This window comes from Paraburkholderia sp. Tr-20389 (assembly GCF_017104565.1).
In the GTDB taxonomy this organism is placed as follows: domain Bacteria; phylum Pseudomonadota; class Gammaproteobacteria; order Burkholderiales; family Burkholderiaceae; genus Paraburkholderia.
The window spans coordinates 20,295-35,813 of record NZ_JAAGPD010000041.1 but is presented as its reverse complement, the minus strand read 5'-3'; the positions used below and the strand labels follow the sequence as shown (position 1 = coordinate 35,813).

Genomic DNA, 15,519 nt, shown 5'->3' with positions numbered 1-15,519 from the left:
TCTGGGTTTTGCCCTGCGCTTTCGGTTTCGGTTTCGGTTTCGCTTTCGCTGGCATCCGCGTGATGTCTTCGTACTTCATGCGTTGCCCCTGTGCGGGGCGGCACTTACTTTCTTTGCCGCCGCAAAGAAAGTAAGCAAAGAAAGCGGGCTCACACCGCCAGCCCGTTTGATTGCCTGCGGGCCCCCAACGGGTCCCGTACTCCACACGGCAACACATCGTTTTGCGCCCGTTGCCAGAGCCTCGAACAGGCGCATCACCCACTCCATTCACCCGCAGGCAGCCAGCGGCAGCGAATCGTCCGCGCCGCCCAGGTGGCAAACTGTGTGTAGGTTGTCGCGCCGCATGCGTTGCCGCTCCTACGACACCGATCCCGCTTTTTAGTCCGCAGTGGTGCACTTCCGTCGCGACGGCCTACACACAGTTTGCCACCTGGGCGGCAGTGGACGTCTGGTAACGCAGTCCGTGACGCGGGAGTGTGGAGTGGGTGATGCGTGCCTTAGCGCGTTGGTAACGCGCGAAAGCAAGTGCGTTGCCGCGTGAAGCGTAAGAACTGTTGGGGGCCCGCAGGCAGGAACAAGGATTGGCGGTGTGAGCCCGCTTTCTTTGCTTACTTTCTTTGCGGCGGCAAAGAAAGTAAGTGCCGCCCCGCACAGGGGCAACACTAGCAAACCAGAGACAAAACGCGGATGCCAGCGAACCTGCAGAGCGAAACCTAAAAGGCGAAGCCCGCGCCGAGAAGGCAAAAATGGCGACTGCGTCGCAGACAAAACTCAATCATCGGTATACACAACCCGATACGATGTCCGAATCTTCTCCCACTCAGCCGCCTCCTGAATGAGGCTATAGTCAGTGAGCGGATTATTCGCGACCCACGAATTGGGCAATCGAACCTCATACCCGCCATTCGCCTCGGCAACGAAGATCTCCGGCAAACCGGCATCCGCCCGGCGGCGGCAAAACAGCGCCGCGAGCCGCAGGCAGAACAGCAGCTTCCATTCGAGATCGCGCGTCTGCGCAAGCTTCGCCAGCTTGCCCGCATGCCCGACGACAAGCGCCGCAAGACGCGCCTGATCGGTGCGCGAAAACCCCGGCATGTCCGCATTGCTCGCGATGTACGCAGAATGCTTGTGATAAGCGCTGTGTGAAATCGATAGCCCGATTTCGTGCAGCGCGGCCGCCCAGCCGAGGAACATGCGATTCTCTTCGCGCGCTTCCGTATCGGGTTCGTCGAGCTGATCGTAGAAGTGCACCGCAAGCTCGCCAATGCGGCTCGCCTGCGCACGATCGACGCCATAGCGGCGCATGAAGCCCTCAACCGTGATGGTCCGCATGTCCTGATGCTGCGAGCGCCCCAGCAGGTCATACAGCACGCCAAGACGCAGCGCGCCGTCCGTCGTGTCGACGTAGTCGACGCCCAGTTCGTCGAACACCGCGATCATGATCGACAGGCCGCCCGCCAGCACCGGCACGCGATCCGGCTTCAGCGCGATCAGCTTCAACCGGTTGACGTTCTCCGCCTTGATCAACGCACGCTTCAGACGCTCGAGGCCGCCGCGCGAAATGCCATGCGTGATGCCCGGGTCGTTGAAGCCGTTTGCTTCGACCAGCTCGGCAAGCGCGCGCGCCGTACCCGACGAACCGATACCCTGGTCCCAGCCCTCGCCCTTGTAGTCGGCCGAAATGATCTGGATTTCGCGCGAGGCCGCAAGCTCGGCCTGACGCATCGTGTACTCGTCGACGTTGCCCGCCGGGAAGAACTGGCGGCTGTGACTCACGCAGCCGATGTACAGGCTTTCCATACGGATCGGCGTGTAGTGCGAACCGATGATGAATTCCGTCGAGCCGCCGCCGATGTCCACGACGAGCCGCTTGCCCGCGCTTGCCGGCACCGAATGTGCAGCACCCGCATAAATCAGGCGGGCTTCTTCGCGACCCGCGATCACTTCGATGGGGAAACCGAGCGCCGCTTCCGCTTCGCCGAGAAATTCCTGCGCGTTCTTCGCGACGCGCAACGTGTTGGTCGCGACGGCGCGCACATGGTCGGGATGGAAGTCGCGCAGACGTTCGCCGAAGCGCTTGAGCGCGTCCCAGCCGCGCACCTGCGAAGCACGGTCGAGCATTTTTTCGCGCGACAGGCCCGCGCCGAGCCGCACCGGTTCGCGCAGCGCGTCGACCTGATAGATCTGGCTGCCCGCTTCGGTTTCCTCGACGCGGCCCACGATCAGACGGAAGCTGTTCGAGCCGAGATCGACGGCGGCAAGTAGTGGCGGAGTGTTGACCATCGGGAGTGAGGACCTCATGCGCACGAACAGATCACCCATGCTGGGTGCGCCCGTTCGCGCGGGGTTCAAAGTCGCCATTTTAAGCGTACTGGACATCACGCTGTCACCTCCGCCATTGTCGTGCGATATCCTCACACATGCCTGCGTCATATTTACGACATGGGGCGGCAAAAGCGTAAAATCACGTGACAAGTCATTTCACGCACCTGTCATCATACTGTGAGAATTTCCGAGCGTCCTTTCGAGTCATCTTCCGACATTTCATTCTCACCGCCGATGTCCAACCGCTATCCTCTTCTGAACCGCGAGCTGGGCATTCTGGGGTTTAACGAGCGCGTGCTCGCACAGGCCGCGGACCCTGCCGTACCTCTTCTCGAACGCCTGCGTTTCATCTGCATCACCAGCAGCAATCTCGACGAATTCTTCGAAGTCCGCATGGCCGGTCTTCAGGAGCAGATGCGCGACAACCCCGGCGCGCTGTCGCCCGACGGCATGTCGCTGCAGCATTGCTACGATCTCGTCGTCGAACGCGCGCAGAAGCTGGTGCATCGTCAGTACACGATGCTGCAGGACACCGTGCTGCCCGCGCTCGAAGACGAAGGCATCTATTTTCACGGCATGGAAGCCTGGAACGATGCGCAGACGCAATGGGCGCGCGACTACTTCCTGAATGAACTGCTGCCCGTCCTGACGCCGATCGGCCTCGATCCCGCGCATCCGTTTCCGCGCGTGCTGAACAAGAGCCTGAACTTCGTCGTCGAGCTGGAAGGCAAGGATGCGTTCGGCCGGCAGGCGGTGATGGGCATCGTGCAGGCGCCGCGCGCGTTGCCGCGCCTCGTGCGCATGCCGCAGGATCTGTCCGGTTATCCGCATGGCTTCGTGCTGCTGAGCTCGTTGTTGCAGCGTTATGTCGGCGAGCTGTTTCCGGCCTTGCTCGTGCGCAGCTGCAACCAGTTCCGCATCACGCGTAACAGCGAACTGTTCGTCGACGAAGACGAAATCACGAATCTGCGCGTCGCGCTGCAGGGTGAACTGCCTGCGCGACATCTGGGCAATGCGGTTCGGCTGGAAGTGTCGGCGGATACGCCGGCGCATCTCGTGCGGCGTCTGCTCGACGAAAGCGGTTTGTCGCAGAAGGACTGCTACTACGTCGACGGTCCGGTGAATCTCGTGCGTCTGATGCAGTTGCCCGAGATGGTCGACCGTCCTGATCTGAAGTTCGTCCCGCACATTCCCGCGACGCCGCCGCAGATCGCCAACAGCGCGAGCCTGTTCGACGTGATCGATCAGGGCGACGTGCTGCTGCATCATCCGTACGAGAGTTTCCAGCCGGTGCTCGAACTGCTGCTGCAGGCCGCGAAGGATCCGAACGTCGTCGCGATCAAGCAGACCATCTATCGCACGGGCACGGACTCGCCGCTGATGGATGCGCTGATGCAGGCCGCGCGCAACGGCAAGGAAGTGACGGTGGTGGTCGAACTGCTCGCGCGCTTCGACGAAGAGACGAACATCAACTGGGCCTCGCAGCTGGAAGCAGTGGGCGCGCACGTCGTGTATGGCGTGGTCGGCCACAAGTGCCACGCGAAGATGATGCTGATCGTGCGGCGCGTGTCGGAAGGCGGTAAATCGATTCTGAAGCGCTACGTGCATCTCGGCACGGGCAACTATCATCCGCGCACGGCACGTCTCTATACCGACTTCGGCCTGATGACGGCCGACCAGAAGACCTGCGAGGACGTGCACCACGTGTTCCAGCAGTTGACGGGTATCGGTGGCGAGTTGCCGTTGCATGAGTTGTGGCAGTCGCCGTTTACGCTGCATCCGCGGTTGGTCGAATCGATTCGTGCCGAAGCGGAGCATGCGCGCGAGGGCAAGCGTGCGCGGATTGTTGCGAAGATGAATGCACTGCTGGAGCCGACCGTGATTGCCGAGCTGTACGAGGCTTCGCAGGCGGGTGTGAAGATCGACTTGATCGTGCGCGGTGTGTGCGCGTTGCAGCCGGGTGTGGAAGGGTTGTCGGAGAACATCACGGTGCGCTCGATCGTGGGGCGTTTCCTCGAACATCATCGTATTTTCTATTTCTACGACAATGGTCGCGAGCAGGTTTATCTGTCGAGTGCCGACTGGATGGATCGCAACTTTTTCCGGCGTGTCGAGGTGGCGTTTCCGATCAACAACCGGCGGTTGAAGCGGCGCGTGATTGCCGAAGGGCTGTCGGCGTTTCTCGGCGACAATCAGGCCGCCTGGCTGATGCAGAGCGATGGGCATTATCGCCGGCGCAGGCCCGGCAAGTCTTCGCGGAATGCGCAGCTTAGTCTTTTGACCAAGTTCTGTTCGTAACGGGTCTTTGCCTGCGGCGCGGCGTTGCCGGGTTTTTTCTTCGCTGGCATCCGCGTTTTGGTGTTGGTCGTTCATGCGTTGCCCCTGTGCGGGGCGGCACCTACTTTTCTTTGCAGCGGCAAAGAAAAGTAGGCAAAAGAAAGCCGCTCACACCGCTAGCTTTTGTACTCGCCTGCGGGCCCCCAACGGGTCCCGCACTCCATACGGCAACACTTTGTTTTGCGCCCGTTGCCAGCGCCCTGAACAGGCGCCTCACCCACTTCAATCACTCGCAGGCAGCCAGCGGCAGCGACTCGACTGCGCTGCCCAGGTGGCAAACTGTGTGTAGCTTGTCGCACCGTATGCGTTAGCGATCCTACGACACCAATCCCGCTTTTCAGTCCGGAGTGGTGCACTTCCATCGCGACACCCTACACACAGTTTGCCACCTGGGCGGCGATGGACGTCTGGTAACGCAGATCGTGACGCGGGAGCGTGAAGCGGGTGATGCGTGCAGTTAGCACGCTGGCAACGCGCATGAAATAACACGTTGCCGCGTGGAGCGTAAGAACTGTTGGGGGCCCGCAGGCAAAAACAAGGGCTGGCGGTGTTAGCCCGCTTTCTTTGCTTACTTTCTTTGCGGCGGCAAAGAAAGTAAGTGCCGCCCCGCACAGGGGCAACGCATGACCTACCAACACCAAAACGCGGATGCCACCGAAAGCAAACGAGCAAAACGCGGATGCCATCGAAAGCGGAAAACCAAACCACAAACACCCACGCAGGCGCGCAAAAACCAAAAAACGCCCGCGCCACGCAGGCGCTCAAGAAAACCTTAACGCCCCAACGCATCCCCAAGAAAATGCCGCGCATACCGCGCATTGATTTCCGACAACCGGAACAACGTCAAAAAGTCGGCGGTATTGAAATCAGGATCCCAGGCAGGCGCACCGCAAATCTTCGCGCCGAGGCGCAGATAACCCTTGATCAGCGGTGGCGGCGCGACCTTGGCCCCCGTCTGCAATTCATCGACAGGCAGCGCCGTATGCGGAAACGCACGGTACTCCGGCGTCGTCAGCGCGTCGTCCTGCAACGACGCATACAGATTCGCCGCATAGTGACCGCCATCCGCCATCGCGACGCTCGCGCAGCCGAGCATCGTCTCGTAGCCGTTGTGCTGCATGTACGAACCGAGGCCCGCCCACAACGACATGATCACCGAGCCGCTGCGATAGTCGGGATGCACGCACGAGCGGCCCACCTCGACCATCTTCGAGCGCAGATGCGTGAGACGCGACACGTCGAATTCGCCCTCGGCATACAGGCGGCCAATACGCGCCGCCTGGTGCGGCGGCAGCACGCGGTACGTGCCGACCACCTTCAGCGTGTCGAGATCGCGGACGATCAGGTGATCGCAGTAAGCGTCGAACGAATCGACGTCGAGGCCGGCAGGACCGGACAGGCGCGCGCCCATTTCCTCGGCGAAGACCCGGTAACGCAGACGCTGCGCTTCACGAAGCTCCTCGTCGGTGCGCGCCCACGAGACTTGCAGACGATGCTGGGCAGTGACCGTTTCTTCCGTGCGCGGCAGACGACGACGCGGCTCGAGGATCGATGCGAAGGGCAGGGTAGGCGTCGGCAGTTCTCGCATGTGGCGTTCCTGGTCGAAAATGTGAAATTCACTTCGACGCCAATGTAGTAACGGCTGGTGACGCTCACGTGGCAACGTCGTGACGATTCGATGACGTGCCGTAAGGCCGACGCTTTCGGCGCGCCTTCGTTGTTTTTGCAGCGCGCTATCCGGCGCTGTGCGCCGATGCGGCGTGAATCAGATCAGATCCGCGCTGATGGCTGCGCGCAACACCGCCTGCTCGTCGTTGCCGCGGGTACGGCTCTCGATCCACCAGACCGCCGACTTCTTGATCGGCCAGCTCGCGCCGCTATCGGCGAGCAGGCGGGCGACCACATGGCCGAGCGTCGGCTGGTGACCGACCACCACCACGGTCGGCGCAATGCCTTCCGGCCAGCCGGCCGCCGTGAGGACGTCGTCGGCGCTCGCGTCCGGCGCGATTTCGCGCACGACCCGGTATTGGTCCGTCAGCGATTCGGCCGTCTGTACGGTGCGCGTGGCCGGGCTCGCGAGGATCACGGCGTCGTCGGGAAGACGCGCACGCAGCCATTTCGCGGACGCCTGCGCCTGCTTGCGGCCGCGTGTGGTCAGTTGGCGGGCGAGATCGCTCGAAGCGGTGTCTTCGGCTTCGGCGTGACGCCAGAGAATCAGGTTCATGGCGGTGCCTCCAGGGGACGTGTCGCGTTGATCTATCGACAGTATGGACAACGCAACGCGAAGTGGGTTTTGCCAGTTCTGCGTTTGTGGATTCGTTTGTGGCTTGTTTGTGACTTATTAACGCGGGTATGTTTCGGCAGTGCGATGGATGAGCAGATCGCATACGTGCCCCGCGCGAAAACGGCAGCGGAAAAACAAAACCCCGCGACACCGGAAGGCGACGCGGGGTTTCGTGTACGGCATGTTGGTGGTCGGAGCGATAGGATTCGAACCTACGACCCTCTGATCCCAAATCAGATGCGCTACCAGGCTGCGCTACGCTCCGACGCGAGCCAAGGATTCTATCCGCATTGCTGTCCGCGAGTCAAACCAAGAATGCGCGAAGCAACGAGCAACTATCAAACGGGGGCTTCAGCAGGTCGAGGTCCGTCGCGTCATAACTGCCCCATCAGCAACAACACGATCACCACGATCAGCACGACGCCGACGAGGCTCGTCGGACGATAGCCCCATTCGCGGCTGTACGGCCAGCTTGGGAGGGCACCGATCAAAAGCAGGATCAGCACGATCAACAGAATGGTTCCGAGGGTCATGTTATCTCTCCTTATATGGCCGGGCCACACATGGAGACCGCCTGAGCGCGCGCGAAGGCAGCGCGGGTGCGCGCTGGCGGCCGGATTGTCGAGCGCGCGGGATGCGCGTTCTATGCCTTACAAATCAGCAAGGCATGTGCCTGGCATCGGCGGATTGTGGAACGGGATGATCGGAGCGGGCGTGCGAACCCTGATGCGCAAGCGCGTACCAAGGCGAGGGAGCAAGGGAACATGACTGACGTCGACTGAACGCCGACGCGTGCAGGCTTCGCCTTGCGGCGAAACCCGCTCGGGACAGTCAGAATGTGCGCCGCGAGCGCGGCGCATGGGGCTTCAGTGTCTGCGGCGCATTCTGTCGAAGACGTGATGCTCAGCCAGCCAGTGATGCATCATGCCTTCGCCGTGATGTTCGCGGCGATAGGTGCGTGACTCGAAAACGGACAGCACCACGAGCACCAGCAAGCCTATGGCCAGTCCAACCAGACCTGCGATCGATTCGGCATCCATGACGGCCTCCTTCAACGACTGCGACCATGCCTACATAGTAGATCATGGTGCCGCAAGATCACGCAAGGAGGGCGATGCCCAGGTTCGGCGGCGCACATTGCGCTTTGCGGTTAGACTCGTGGCCCGCGATGTCATCCGTCGATGCTCACACCTTGTCCGAAAAGTTTATGAAGCGCTTCCTGCTGGCTGCCTCGCTGCTTTCGCTGTTCGCCCTGTCGGCGTGTGCCGACGATCCGACCATTCACCATCACGTGCCGCCGCAAGACCCGGCCGACTATCACGGCGTACCGACGGATACCCGTCCGCCGTCGATGATCAACACGCCCGCTGCGCCTCAATAAACGCGACTAGCGGGCCCGCTCGCGCTCAGGCAGGGCTGCGTGACCACGCAGGGCCGACATCGCGTGCAAGGCGCGGCAGCAGCCGTGCAAGCGTGAGGCCGCGAGCGGCCATGAAGAGCAGCAGGGCGGCCCATAGTCCGTGGTTGCCGTGCGTGCCGGCGAGCGCCCACGAAGCGCCAAGAAACACGCCGAGCGATACGACCATCGACGTCATCAGATCGCGCGTGCGTGTCGCGCCGATGAACACGCCGTCGAGTAGAAAACCCCACACGGAAATGACGGGCGAGAGCGCCGTCCACGGCAGGTAGGCTTCCGCTGTCGCGCGCACGGCGGCCTGATCGGTCAGCCGTTCGATGATCCACGTGCCCGTCAGCCAGTAGACCAGCGAGAAAGCGAGCGCGCCGAGCGCCGACCACAGCAGCGTCACCTTGACGGCTTGCCGGAACGCCTCGCGATTGCGCGCGCCGATGGCCGCGCCGACGAGCGCTTCCGCCGCGTGCGCGAAGCCGTCGAGTCCATAGCCCATGAAGGTCTGGAAGTTGAGCAGCAGCGCGTTCGCCGCGAGCGTCGCGTCGCCCTGTTTCGCGCCGAGATGCGCGAACCAGCCGAATGCGCCGAGCAGACACATCGTCCGCACAAAGATGTCGCGGTTGATCGTCACCATGCGCCTGAGCGCCGACGAATCGAACAGCGCGGCGCGTTCGAGCGCGGGCAGGCCGCGCGGACGCATCTGCCACAGCAGCACGGCGCCGAACACGAAGCCGAGCGCGTCGGCCGTTGCCGTTGCCGCGCCGATGCCTGCCACGCCCCAGCCGAATGCATACACGTACAGCAGCACGGCAGCGATGTTCGCGGTGTTGATGAAGACCTGCGTCGCGAGCGCAACACGCACGCGCTGCGTACCGAGCAGCCAGCCGAGCACGACATAGTTGCCGAGCGCGAGCGGGGCGGCCCAGATGCGCGCATGGCAGTACGCGCGTGCGTGGCGCTGAACGTCGTCGCTGCCGCCGATGGTGCGCACCGCGAAGTCGATCAGCGGAGCCTGTAGCGCGAGCACGATGGCGCCGATCGCAAACGCGAGCAGCATTGCGCGCACGATGTTCATCCGCAGGCCGGCCTGATCGTCCGCACCGAACGATTGCGCGACGAGCCCCGTCGTGCCCATGCGCAGAAAGCCGAAGCCCCAGAACACGAAGCTGAAGAACAGCCCGCCGAGCGCGACGCCGCCGAGATAGGACGCGCCGTCCAGATGCCCGGCAACGGCGGTGTCGACGGCGCCGAGTATCGGCTGGGTCAGATTGGCGAGGACGATCGGAAACGCAAGCGTGAGCACGCGACGGTGCCAGCGTGTCGGCACGGCGTCGGCGGTTGACGCGGTATCCAGTGGGGCCGCGTCGTCGGCGCGATCGTTCAACCGCGCTCCTGCACGCAGACCCACGGCGATACCACGACGGCCCACAGGTCGGGGTCGCGCGCGGCGAAGTCGGCAGCTGTCTCCGACTGCACGCGCTCGACGAGTCCCGCCGACAGCCATTGCGTGACTTGCGCCGCGTCGTCGCTGGCGATCGCCTCGGCGACGCTCACCAGATCGAGGTCGCGCGCCACGCGCAGCAGCATGCCGCGGGCAAAGAAGCGTTCGAGTTCAGACCAGCCGATCTTCGCGGTCTCGCCGAGCAGCTTCTGATAGAGGGGGCTTTGTGGGGTGTCGGAGGAAGTCATGACGATGTGAACCAGCAGCACGTGACGGGGCGTAACTATAAACCATAGGCGACGCTGGGACGTTCGGCGGCGGGATCGCCGATTGCCCGTTCACCAGGGCGCCAATACCCTGATTAATCGCCACACGTTTGCGGATTAAAAATCATGCTGTCACACGTATAAGAGGGTATTAAAGCGATGCTCGTACGGTGGTTAAATCAGATGAATTCGCGCGCAGGAATCGCGATGGAAAGGTGCGTTGGCGCACCAAGTTCGATGATTGCAGCCATCGAAGTGAAATGCGTGAATCGGGCGTATATGGCAGTGCAGATCAATTCACGCGCGGCATTTTCATGTTTGTCCGAAAGGCGCGCCGGCCATGGGTTTCCGGGCAGTGGGGTAATGCCCGGTGCGAGTGTTCGATGACAGGCGATGGGTTGATTCGGTTTCCAGATTGACAGCTGCGTCATTCAGTTCGCCATTCAACCGTGCGCCGACTCACACTATTTGCACAATTAATCGATTGCGTGGGTATAGGTGCGTTGCTAGATTTCGTCTCGGCGCATGGTGAACCGGTCCTTTGCCGATATGCGCCGAACCCCCGTTTGCCCGGCCTCGTGCCGGGCCTTTTTTTTATCCGCACACATCGAATATCGGACGACCTCACGCGAAGCGGACCACTACTGCTTGCAGCGGATCACCATCGAGCGGTTCTTCACGTTGGCGCCGAGCACCCCGCCGAGCGAGCCACCCGACGTGCCACCCGTATCGACATCCTTCGAGATCACGTCATAGCCATATGCGCCGCAAGCCTCGCCCGCGCGCTTGTAGCATTCGCCCCAGTTCTGGCTCGCGTCGCTGCCGCTGCAATTGATCGCGAAGCCGGTGTCGCCGTTCGGCAGGTAGGTGAGCGTGGTCGAGCCCGAACTGGCGCAGCCTGCGAGGCTCGCCAGAGAAGCGATCGCGAGGCTCGCCGCCGTCGCTCGAACTGCCGCAAAGGCGTATTTCATCGGAGTGTCCTCTCTGTATCGTTGCGCGTACGGACGCGGTGTCGGCAGACGTGGCACGGAGCGTGCCCGCCCGCCTTTGAGATTGAGCCGCGCACGGCCCATTGGGTTCCCGGACACGGCGCATGCCGTCATGTGCACGCGTCGAAGGGACGCCCGCCGCCGACCGTGTGACGGGGCGGGCGGCGCTTTTAGCGCGGCGGCAGCGAACGCGCCGGATCGATCGAGCGCCCCGCGTAACGCAGCTCGAAATGCAGCATCACGCGGTCGTTGTCCGAATCGCCCATCTCGGCGATCTTCTGACCTTGCTGCACCGTTTCGCCTTCCTTCACGAGCAGCGTGCGATTGTGCGCGTAGGCCGTCAGGTAGTCGGCGTTGTGCTTGATGATCAGCAGGTTGCCATAGCCGCGCAAGCCGTTGCTCGCATAGACGACGGTGCCGCCCGCCGCCGCGAACACGGGCGTGCCCGCGGCATTCGCGATATCGATGCCCTTCGAATTGTTGCCGTCGAAGTTGCGGATCACATTGCCCGTCGCCGGCCAGATCAGCGAGATCGACGAAGCGGGCGTCGAAGGCGTGTCGGCAGCCGCGCTGCGTGACGAAGACGACGTTCCCGCCGCCCCGCTCGCGCTGCTACTGCTGCTACGCGCGGAACCCGTGCTGGCCGTGGCCGTGCCGGGCGGCGGCGCGACGCGCAGCACCTGGCCGACCTCGATCGAATCCGGGTTCGACAGGTTGTTCCAGCGCACGATGTTCTGTACCGACGTGCGGTTGCTGCGCGCGACCTTGTACAGCGTGTCGCCCCGTTCGACGCGATAGAAGCCCGGGCCCACGGGGGCCGAGCCGCATGCGGCCAGTGCTGCGACCATCACCCCGCAGACGAGCCGTCTGATTTTTGTTGTCAACATTGGACCTCGCAAGACGCCGCCGCGCGCCGATCCCGATCACGCGGCAGTTGCAAAACGCCAGATTCTAACGGTTTTGCAAGGCAGCACTCATTTTCGGCTTCACGCGCGACCCGCTGTACGGGCCGCGCACCATGCGCGGCGATCAGGGCAGCGTGCCGACCGCGATGCGCAGCGACGCTGTTTCCGTGTCGCCCGCTTCGAGCCACCGCAGGCCGAGACCGTTGTGGATCGCATCGGGCAGGCCCAGCCACGGCTCGACGCAGAAGAAGCCGGATTCGGGCTTTTCGGTCCATGTCGTGACGGCGTACCAGGGCACCGAGCCGGGGCGCTGCAGATCGATCGTAATGCTGCGGTTCAGGCCGAGCGCGACCACGCGCACCAGATGATCCGGCGCGCCGTCGAGGCAATGGAAGCGGTCCAGGATGCCCGGATCGTCGAGACGGTAATCCGGCTCGCCCGCTTCGCCTGGCGTGATCGAGCCGTCCGGCAGCTGGTGGCGGCGCACCGTGCGCGGCAGTTCGAGCACGGTCTCGCCGCGCTGCGTGTGCGGCAGCGTGAAATAGAAGTGATGGCCCGCGTAGTAGGGCAGCGGCGCGCTGCCCGCCGCGCCCGTGTTGGTCGTGATGAAGTCGACGTCGAGCGTGTGCGCGTCGACCAGCGTGTATTTCGTTTCGAAGCGGAAGCTGAACGGATAGCCGGCGCGCGTCGCGTCGCTGTCGGTCAGCGTCATGCTGATCGAGCGGGCTGCTTCGTCGACGGTCGCCTCGAACGGCAGGTCGCGCGCGAAGCCGTGCATCGGCAGATCGCGCACGGTGCCCTGCGCGTCCTTCCAGCGGCCGATCTGCCCGTCGACGAAATGGCGGCCGAGAAACGGAAACAGCAGCGGATTGCCGCCGCGCACGCGCGCGGGCTGGCTCCAGTCCGCCTGGTCGGGCCAGAAGATCACCGACTGGCCGTCGATGTCCCACGACAGCAGGCGGCCGCCCGCCTGCGGCGCGACGCGGAGCAGGGAGGCGTCGCGTGCGATCTCGATGATGTCCTGTTGCTGGAATTGAGGCATGGCAATGACAGTAGAAAGCGGTTGGGAAGGGAGGGGGCGTGCACAATCCTGGCGCGAAGCGCGCGACGAACGCCGATTTTGCGCCCCTTTATGCTACGGGGAAACCCTTCTGGGGAAATTGCGGGTGTTGCCGTGCAGTCGGCGCAATCAATAATGTCTACGTAGACCGGCTCCGGCCGGACGCGATCACCGGTTTTTGGGAGGGGCGATGGATCTCGCAATGGCAATGAGCGTGGCACTGTTCGGGACGTTCACGGGCAGTACGATTTATTTCTTTTATAAATTTGCACGCTGACACGGGGCGACGAGATACCACGTTGAGCCGTCGGCACGTACCGACGGTCCACGCAGCCTCCGCACGCAGGCCCGCCTTCCAGGCGGGCCTTTTTGCTTTCATCGTCGTAATCACGCTTTCAAATCTGGTGCGGTGCCGCAAGGTGCGCAAAAAGCCGAATTATTGTCCTTGGCGCTCCGGGGTCGCCCCGTCATAATCGACGCGCCTTCAGATGCCGGACATCATGCTCCGGCAAGCTGTCCATCCTCCCCACTTATTTCAAAAGGACCGACGCGTGAGCCTGTCGTTTTTGATCTTTTTGAGCGTGCTGCAGGGCGTCACGGAACTGTTTCCAGTGAGCAGTCTTGGTCACACGCTGCTCGTTCCCGCTCTCTTCGGCATGCATATCGACAAGCATGCGCCCCAACTGCTGCCGTTCCTCGTCGCGCTCCACCTCGGCACCGCGTTCGCGTTGCTGTGGTACTTCCGGGCACGCTGGATTGCGCTCATAAGCGGCTTTTTCGCGTCGCTGTCGGGTCGGCGCAATGACGACGGTCATATGATGTGGGCGCTCATCATCGGGACGATTCCGGCCGGTCTGGTGGGTCTGCTGCTCGAAAAGCGTCTCGAGCGCGTATTTCACGATCTGCGCATCGTCGCGATCGCGCTGATCGTCAACGGCGTCCTGCTGTGGTTCGGCGACCGTCTGCAGCGCTCGCGCGCGCATCAGGCGCCGGAGAAGCTGACGTTCAAGCAGGCGTTCCTCGTCGGCCTCGCGCAGATCGGCGCACTGATTCCCGGTTTCTCGCGCAGCGGCCTGACGATGATCGCAGGTAATGGCGCGGGTCTCACCGCCGAGAAGGCAGCCGAATTCTCCTTCCTGCTCGGCACGCCGATCATTTTCGCGGCGGGCGTGCTCGAATTGCCGAAACTGTTCCACGCGCCGGGCCAGCTCGCCGACGCGCTGCTGGGCGGTGTGTTGACAGCCATCGCCGCGTATCTGAGCGTGCGTTTCCTGATGCGTTACTTCGAGGGACGCGGCCGGCTGGCGGCGTTCGGCGTGTACTGTGTGATCGCCGGTGTGGTGTTTCTCGGCTGGTTCATGACGCATCCCCAGCCGGTCTGACGGCGCAGTACGATCGGTTATAATCGCGGGCCCGGTATTGCTGCCGGGCCTTTCTGTTTGCGCATCACGGCACGTCTCGTGCCCCTGGCCTGCCGCCATCCGCGATGGTCAGGCCGGGTTAAAATTCCGGTTTCGCCTCCCCATAGTTCAACGGATAGAACACGGGTCTTCTAAACCTGAAATCGAGGTTCGATTCCTCGTGGGGGGGCCACCCATCACACGCACCGATCTCCGGTGCCGCTTTCTCAATGGCCGTCATCGACACACCTCGGGCCAATAATCAGCCATCGCGCCCGGCGTGCCGCGCACTCGCACGCTGGCCGTGAATCACGATCCGCATTTCTACGATCTGGGCGCGTGTGGCCCGGAGCGCACGGACCTGAAGGGACAAGACGAGTATTGCGGCATTTCCCGCACGCCGACGCTGCGCAATGTGGCGTTACGCAAGACGTTCGTTCACAACGGGATCTATCACTCGCTCGACGACGTCGAGCGCTTCTACGCGCAACGCGATACGAACCCGGAGAAGTTCTATCCGGAGGTGAAGGGGAAGGTGCGGAAGTTCGACGATCTGCCGAAGAAGTACTGGACGAATCTGAATACCGACCCGCCGTTCGATCGCAAGCCGGGTGACAAGCCTGCGTTGGATGATTCAGAGATCAAGGATGTGGTCACGTTTCTGAAGACGCTGACGGACGGCTATCAAGCCGACGCGCCTCAGCAGAACGCGCACGCTCACATCGTCAGCAGCAGGTAACAGCCTGCGATCAGCAGCACGAACGACGCGAGCAGGCAGGTGAGGCCCGCTCGCGTCAGCACGCATGGCCAGCGACTGCGGCGCAGCCCATGAATACGCACGATGGTCGGCATCGGCGCCGGATCGACACGCACGACGATGGCCGTCAGCGTGACGCAGATCAGCGTCAGCATTGCGGCGAAAAACTGGAGAGCGAACGAAAGGTCCATCGGTGATAGTCGCAACGCCTGAGCGTTCGAAGGGCGGTTGAATTGAATTGGCCCATGTTAGGTAGCGCCCGCTAAAGCGCCTATGAGATACGTCCTAAAATCGCCTGAACGGGCGTTCTGGCAGCGGCGCAGCGCGAGCGGCGTTATCTCAAT

15 protein-coding genes, 2 tRNA genes and 1 pseudogene are annotated in these 15,519 nt (G+C 62.8%); 5 read left to right on the top strand and 13 right to left on the bottom strand.

Annotated elements, in window-relative coordinates:
* Positions 1 to 771: 771 nt before the first annotated feature.
* Positions 772 to 2,283: an exopolyphosphatase gene (gene ppx, locus G3N95_RS30580; RefSeq protein ID WP_241019042.1), complete on the bottom strand. Its 1,512-nt coding sequence runs from the start codon at positions 2,281 to 2,283 to the stop codon at positions 772 to 774.
* Between the two features lie 276 nt (positions 2,284 to 2,559).
* On the opposite strand from ppx, the gene ppk1 reads away from it, so the two are divergent.
* A complete protein-coding gene (gene ppk1 / locus G3N95_RS30575; protein ID WP_205973837.1) occupies positions 2,560 to 4,623 on the top strand; it encodes a polyphosphate kinase 1 in 2,064 nt (687 codons plus the stop codon).
* A gap of 811 nt (positions 4,624 to 5,434) precedes the next feature.
* On the opposite strand, the gene G3N95_RS30570 is transcribed toward ppk1, so the two are convergent.
* The 5 genes from G3N95_RS30570 to G3N95_RS30550 form a co-directional block, all read right to left on the bottom strand.
* Positions 5,435 to 6,250 carry a GNAT family N-acyltransferase gene (locus G3N95_RS30570; protein ID WP_205973836.1) on the bottom strand — a complete coding sequence of 272 codons (816 nt, stop codon included), beginning with the start codon at positions 6,248 to 6,250 and terminating at the stop codon, positions 5,435 to 5,437.
* Between the two features lie 177 nt (positions 6,251 to 6,427).
* Complete coding sequence (locus G3N95_RS30565) at positions 6,428 to 6,886, bottom strand: histidine phosphatase family protein (protein WP_205973835.1); 459 nt, start codon at positions 6,884 to 6,886, stop codon at positions 6,428 to 6,430.
* Positions 6,887 to 7,134: 248 nt separating this feature from the next.
* Positions 7,135 to 7,211, bottom strand: a tRNA-Pro gene (locus G3N95_RS30560).
* Positions 7,212 to 7,320: 109 nt separating this feature from the next.
* On the bottom strand, positions 7,321 to 7,479 hold the full coding sequence (locus G3N95_RS30555) for a DUF3309 family protein (protein WP_205973834.1): 159 nt from the start codon (positions 7,477 to 7,479) through the stop codon (positions 7,321 to 7,323).
* Between the two features lie 333 nt (positions 7,480 to 7,812).
* A complete protein-coding gene (locus tag G3N95_RS30550) occupies positions 7,813 to 7,986 on the bottom strand; it encodes a hypothetical protein (protein WP_205973833.1) in 174 nt (57 codons plus the stop codon).
* 167 nt (positions 7,987 to 8,153) lie between these two features.
* Between G3N95_RS30550 and G3N95_RS30545 the strand changes: the two genes are divergently transcribed.
* Positions 8,154 to 8,327, top strand: a complete 174-nt coding sequence (locus tag G3N95_RS30545; RefSeq protein ID WP_205973832.1) for a hypothetical protein — start codon at positions 8,154 to 8,156, stop codon at positions 8,325 to 8,327.
* A gap of 25 nt (positions 8,328 to 8,352) precedes the next feature.
* Here G3N95_RS30545 and G3N95_RS30540 read toward each other — a convergent pair whose 3' ends face one another.
* From G3N95_RS30540 to G3N95_RS30515, 6 genes are all read right to left on the bottom strand, one after another.
* Complete coding sequence (locus tag G3N95_RS30540; protein WP_205973831.1) at positions 8,353 to 9,741, bottom strand: MATE family efflux transporter; 1,389 nt, start codon at positions 9,739 to 9,741, stop codon at positions 8,353 to 8,355.
* Positions 9,738 to 10,046 carry a DUF2288 domain-containing protein gene (locus G3N95_RS30535; protein ID WP_205973830.1) on the bottom strand — a complete coding sequence of 103 codons (309 nt, stop codon included), beginning with the start codon at positions 10,044 to 10,046 and terminating at the stop codon, positions 9,738 to 9,740. The genes G3N95_RS30540 and G3N95_RS30535 overlap by 4 nt, the downstream gene beginning before the upstream one ends.
* 197 nt (positions 10,047 to 10,243) lie before the next feature.
* The gene (locus G3N95_RS30530) at positions 10,244 to 10,495 is read right to left on the bottom strand and encodes a hypothetical protein (protein WP_205973829.1); all 252 of its coding nucleotides are present in this window, start codon (positions 10,493 to 10,495) and stop codon (positions 10,244 to 10,246) included.
* Positions 10,496 to 10,705: 210 nt separating this feature from the next.
* Positions 10,706 to 11,035 (bottom strand): hypothetical protein, encoded by a 330-nt coding sequence (locus G3N95_RS30525; RefSeq protein WP_205973828.1) that lies wholly within the window; start codon positions 11,033 to 11,035, stop codon positions 10,706 to 10,708.
* A gap of 188 nt (positions 11,036 to 11,223) precedes the next feature.
* Positions 11,224 to 11,940 carry a peptidoglycan DD-metalloendopeptidase family protein gene (locus G3N95_RS30520; protein ID WP_205973827.1) on the bottom strand — a complete coding sequence of 239 codons (717 nt, stop codon included), beginning with the start codon at positions 11,938 to 11,940 and terminating at the stop codon, positions 11,224 to 11,226.
* Positions 11,941 to 12,082: 142 nt separating this feature from the next.
* The gene (locus G3N95_RS30515; protein WP_205973826.1) at positions 12,083 to 13,000 is read right to left on the bottom strand and encodes an aldose epimerase; all 918 of its coding nucleotides are present in this window, start codon (positions 12,998 to 13,000) and stop codon (positions 12,083 to 12,085) included.
* A gap of 569 nt (positions 13,001 to 13,569) precedes the next feature.
* On the opposite strand from G3N95_RS30515, the gene G3N95_RS30510 reads away from it, so the two are divergent.
* The 3 genes and pseudogenes from G3N95_RS30510 to G3N95_RS30500 all read left to right on the top strand — a co-directional run.
* Positions 13,570 to 14,400, top strand: coding sequence for an undecaprenyl-diphosphate phosphatase (locus G3N95_RS30510; RefSeq protein ID WP_205973825.1), 831 nt, complete (start codon positions 13,570 to 13,572; stop codon positions 14,398 to 14,400).
* 136 nt (positions 14,401 to 14,536) lie between these two features.
* A tRNA-Arg gene (locus G3N95_RS30505) sits at positions 14,537 to 14,611 on the top strand.
* A gap of 75 nt (positions 14,612 to 14,686) precedes the next feature.
* Positions 14,687 to 15,157 (top strand): annotated as a pseudogene (locus tag G3N95_RS30500) (cytochrome-c peroxidase); the annotation flags it as partial.
* Here the strand turns inward: G3N95_RS30500 and G3N95_RS30495 are convergent.
* Complete coding sequence (locus G3N95_RS30495) at positions 15,136 to 15,366, bottom strand: hypothetical protein (protein ID WP_205973824.1); 231 nt, start codon at positions 15,364 to 15,366, stop codon at positions 15,136 to 15,138. The pseudogene G3N95_RS30500 and the gene G3N95_RS30495 overlap by 22 nt on opposite strands.
* Between the last annotated feature and the right edge of the window lie 153 nt (positions 15,367 to 15,519).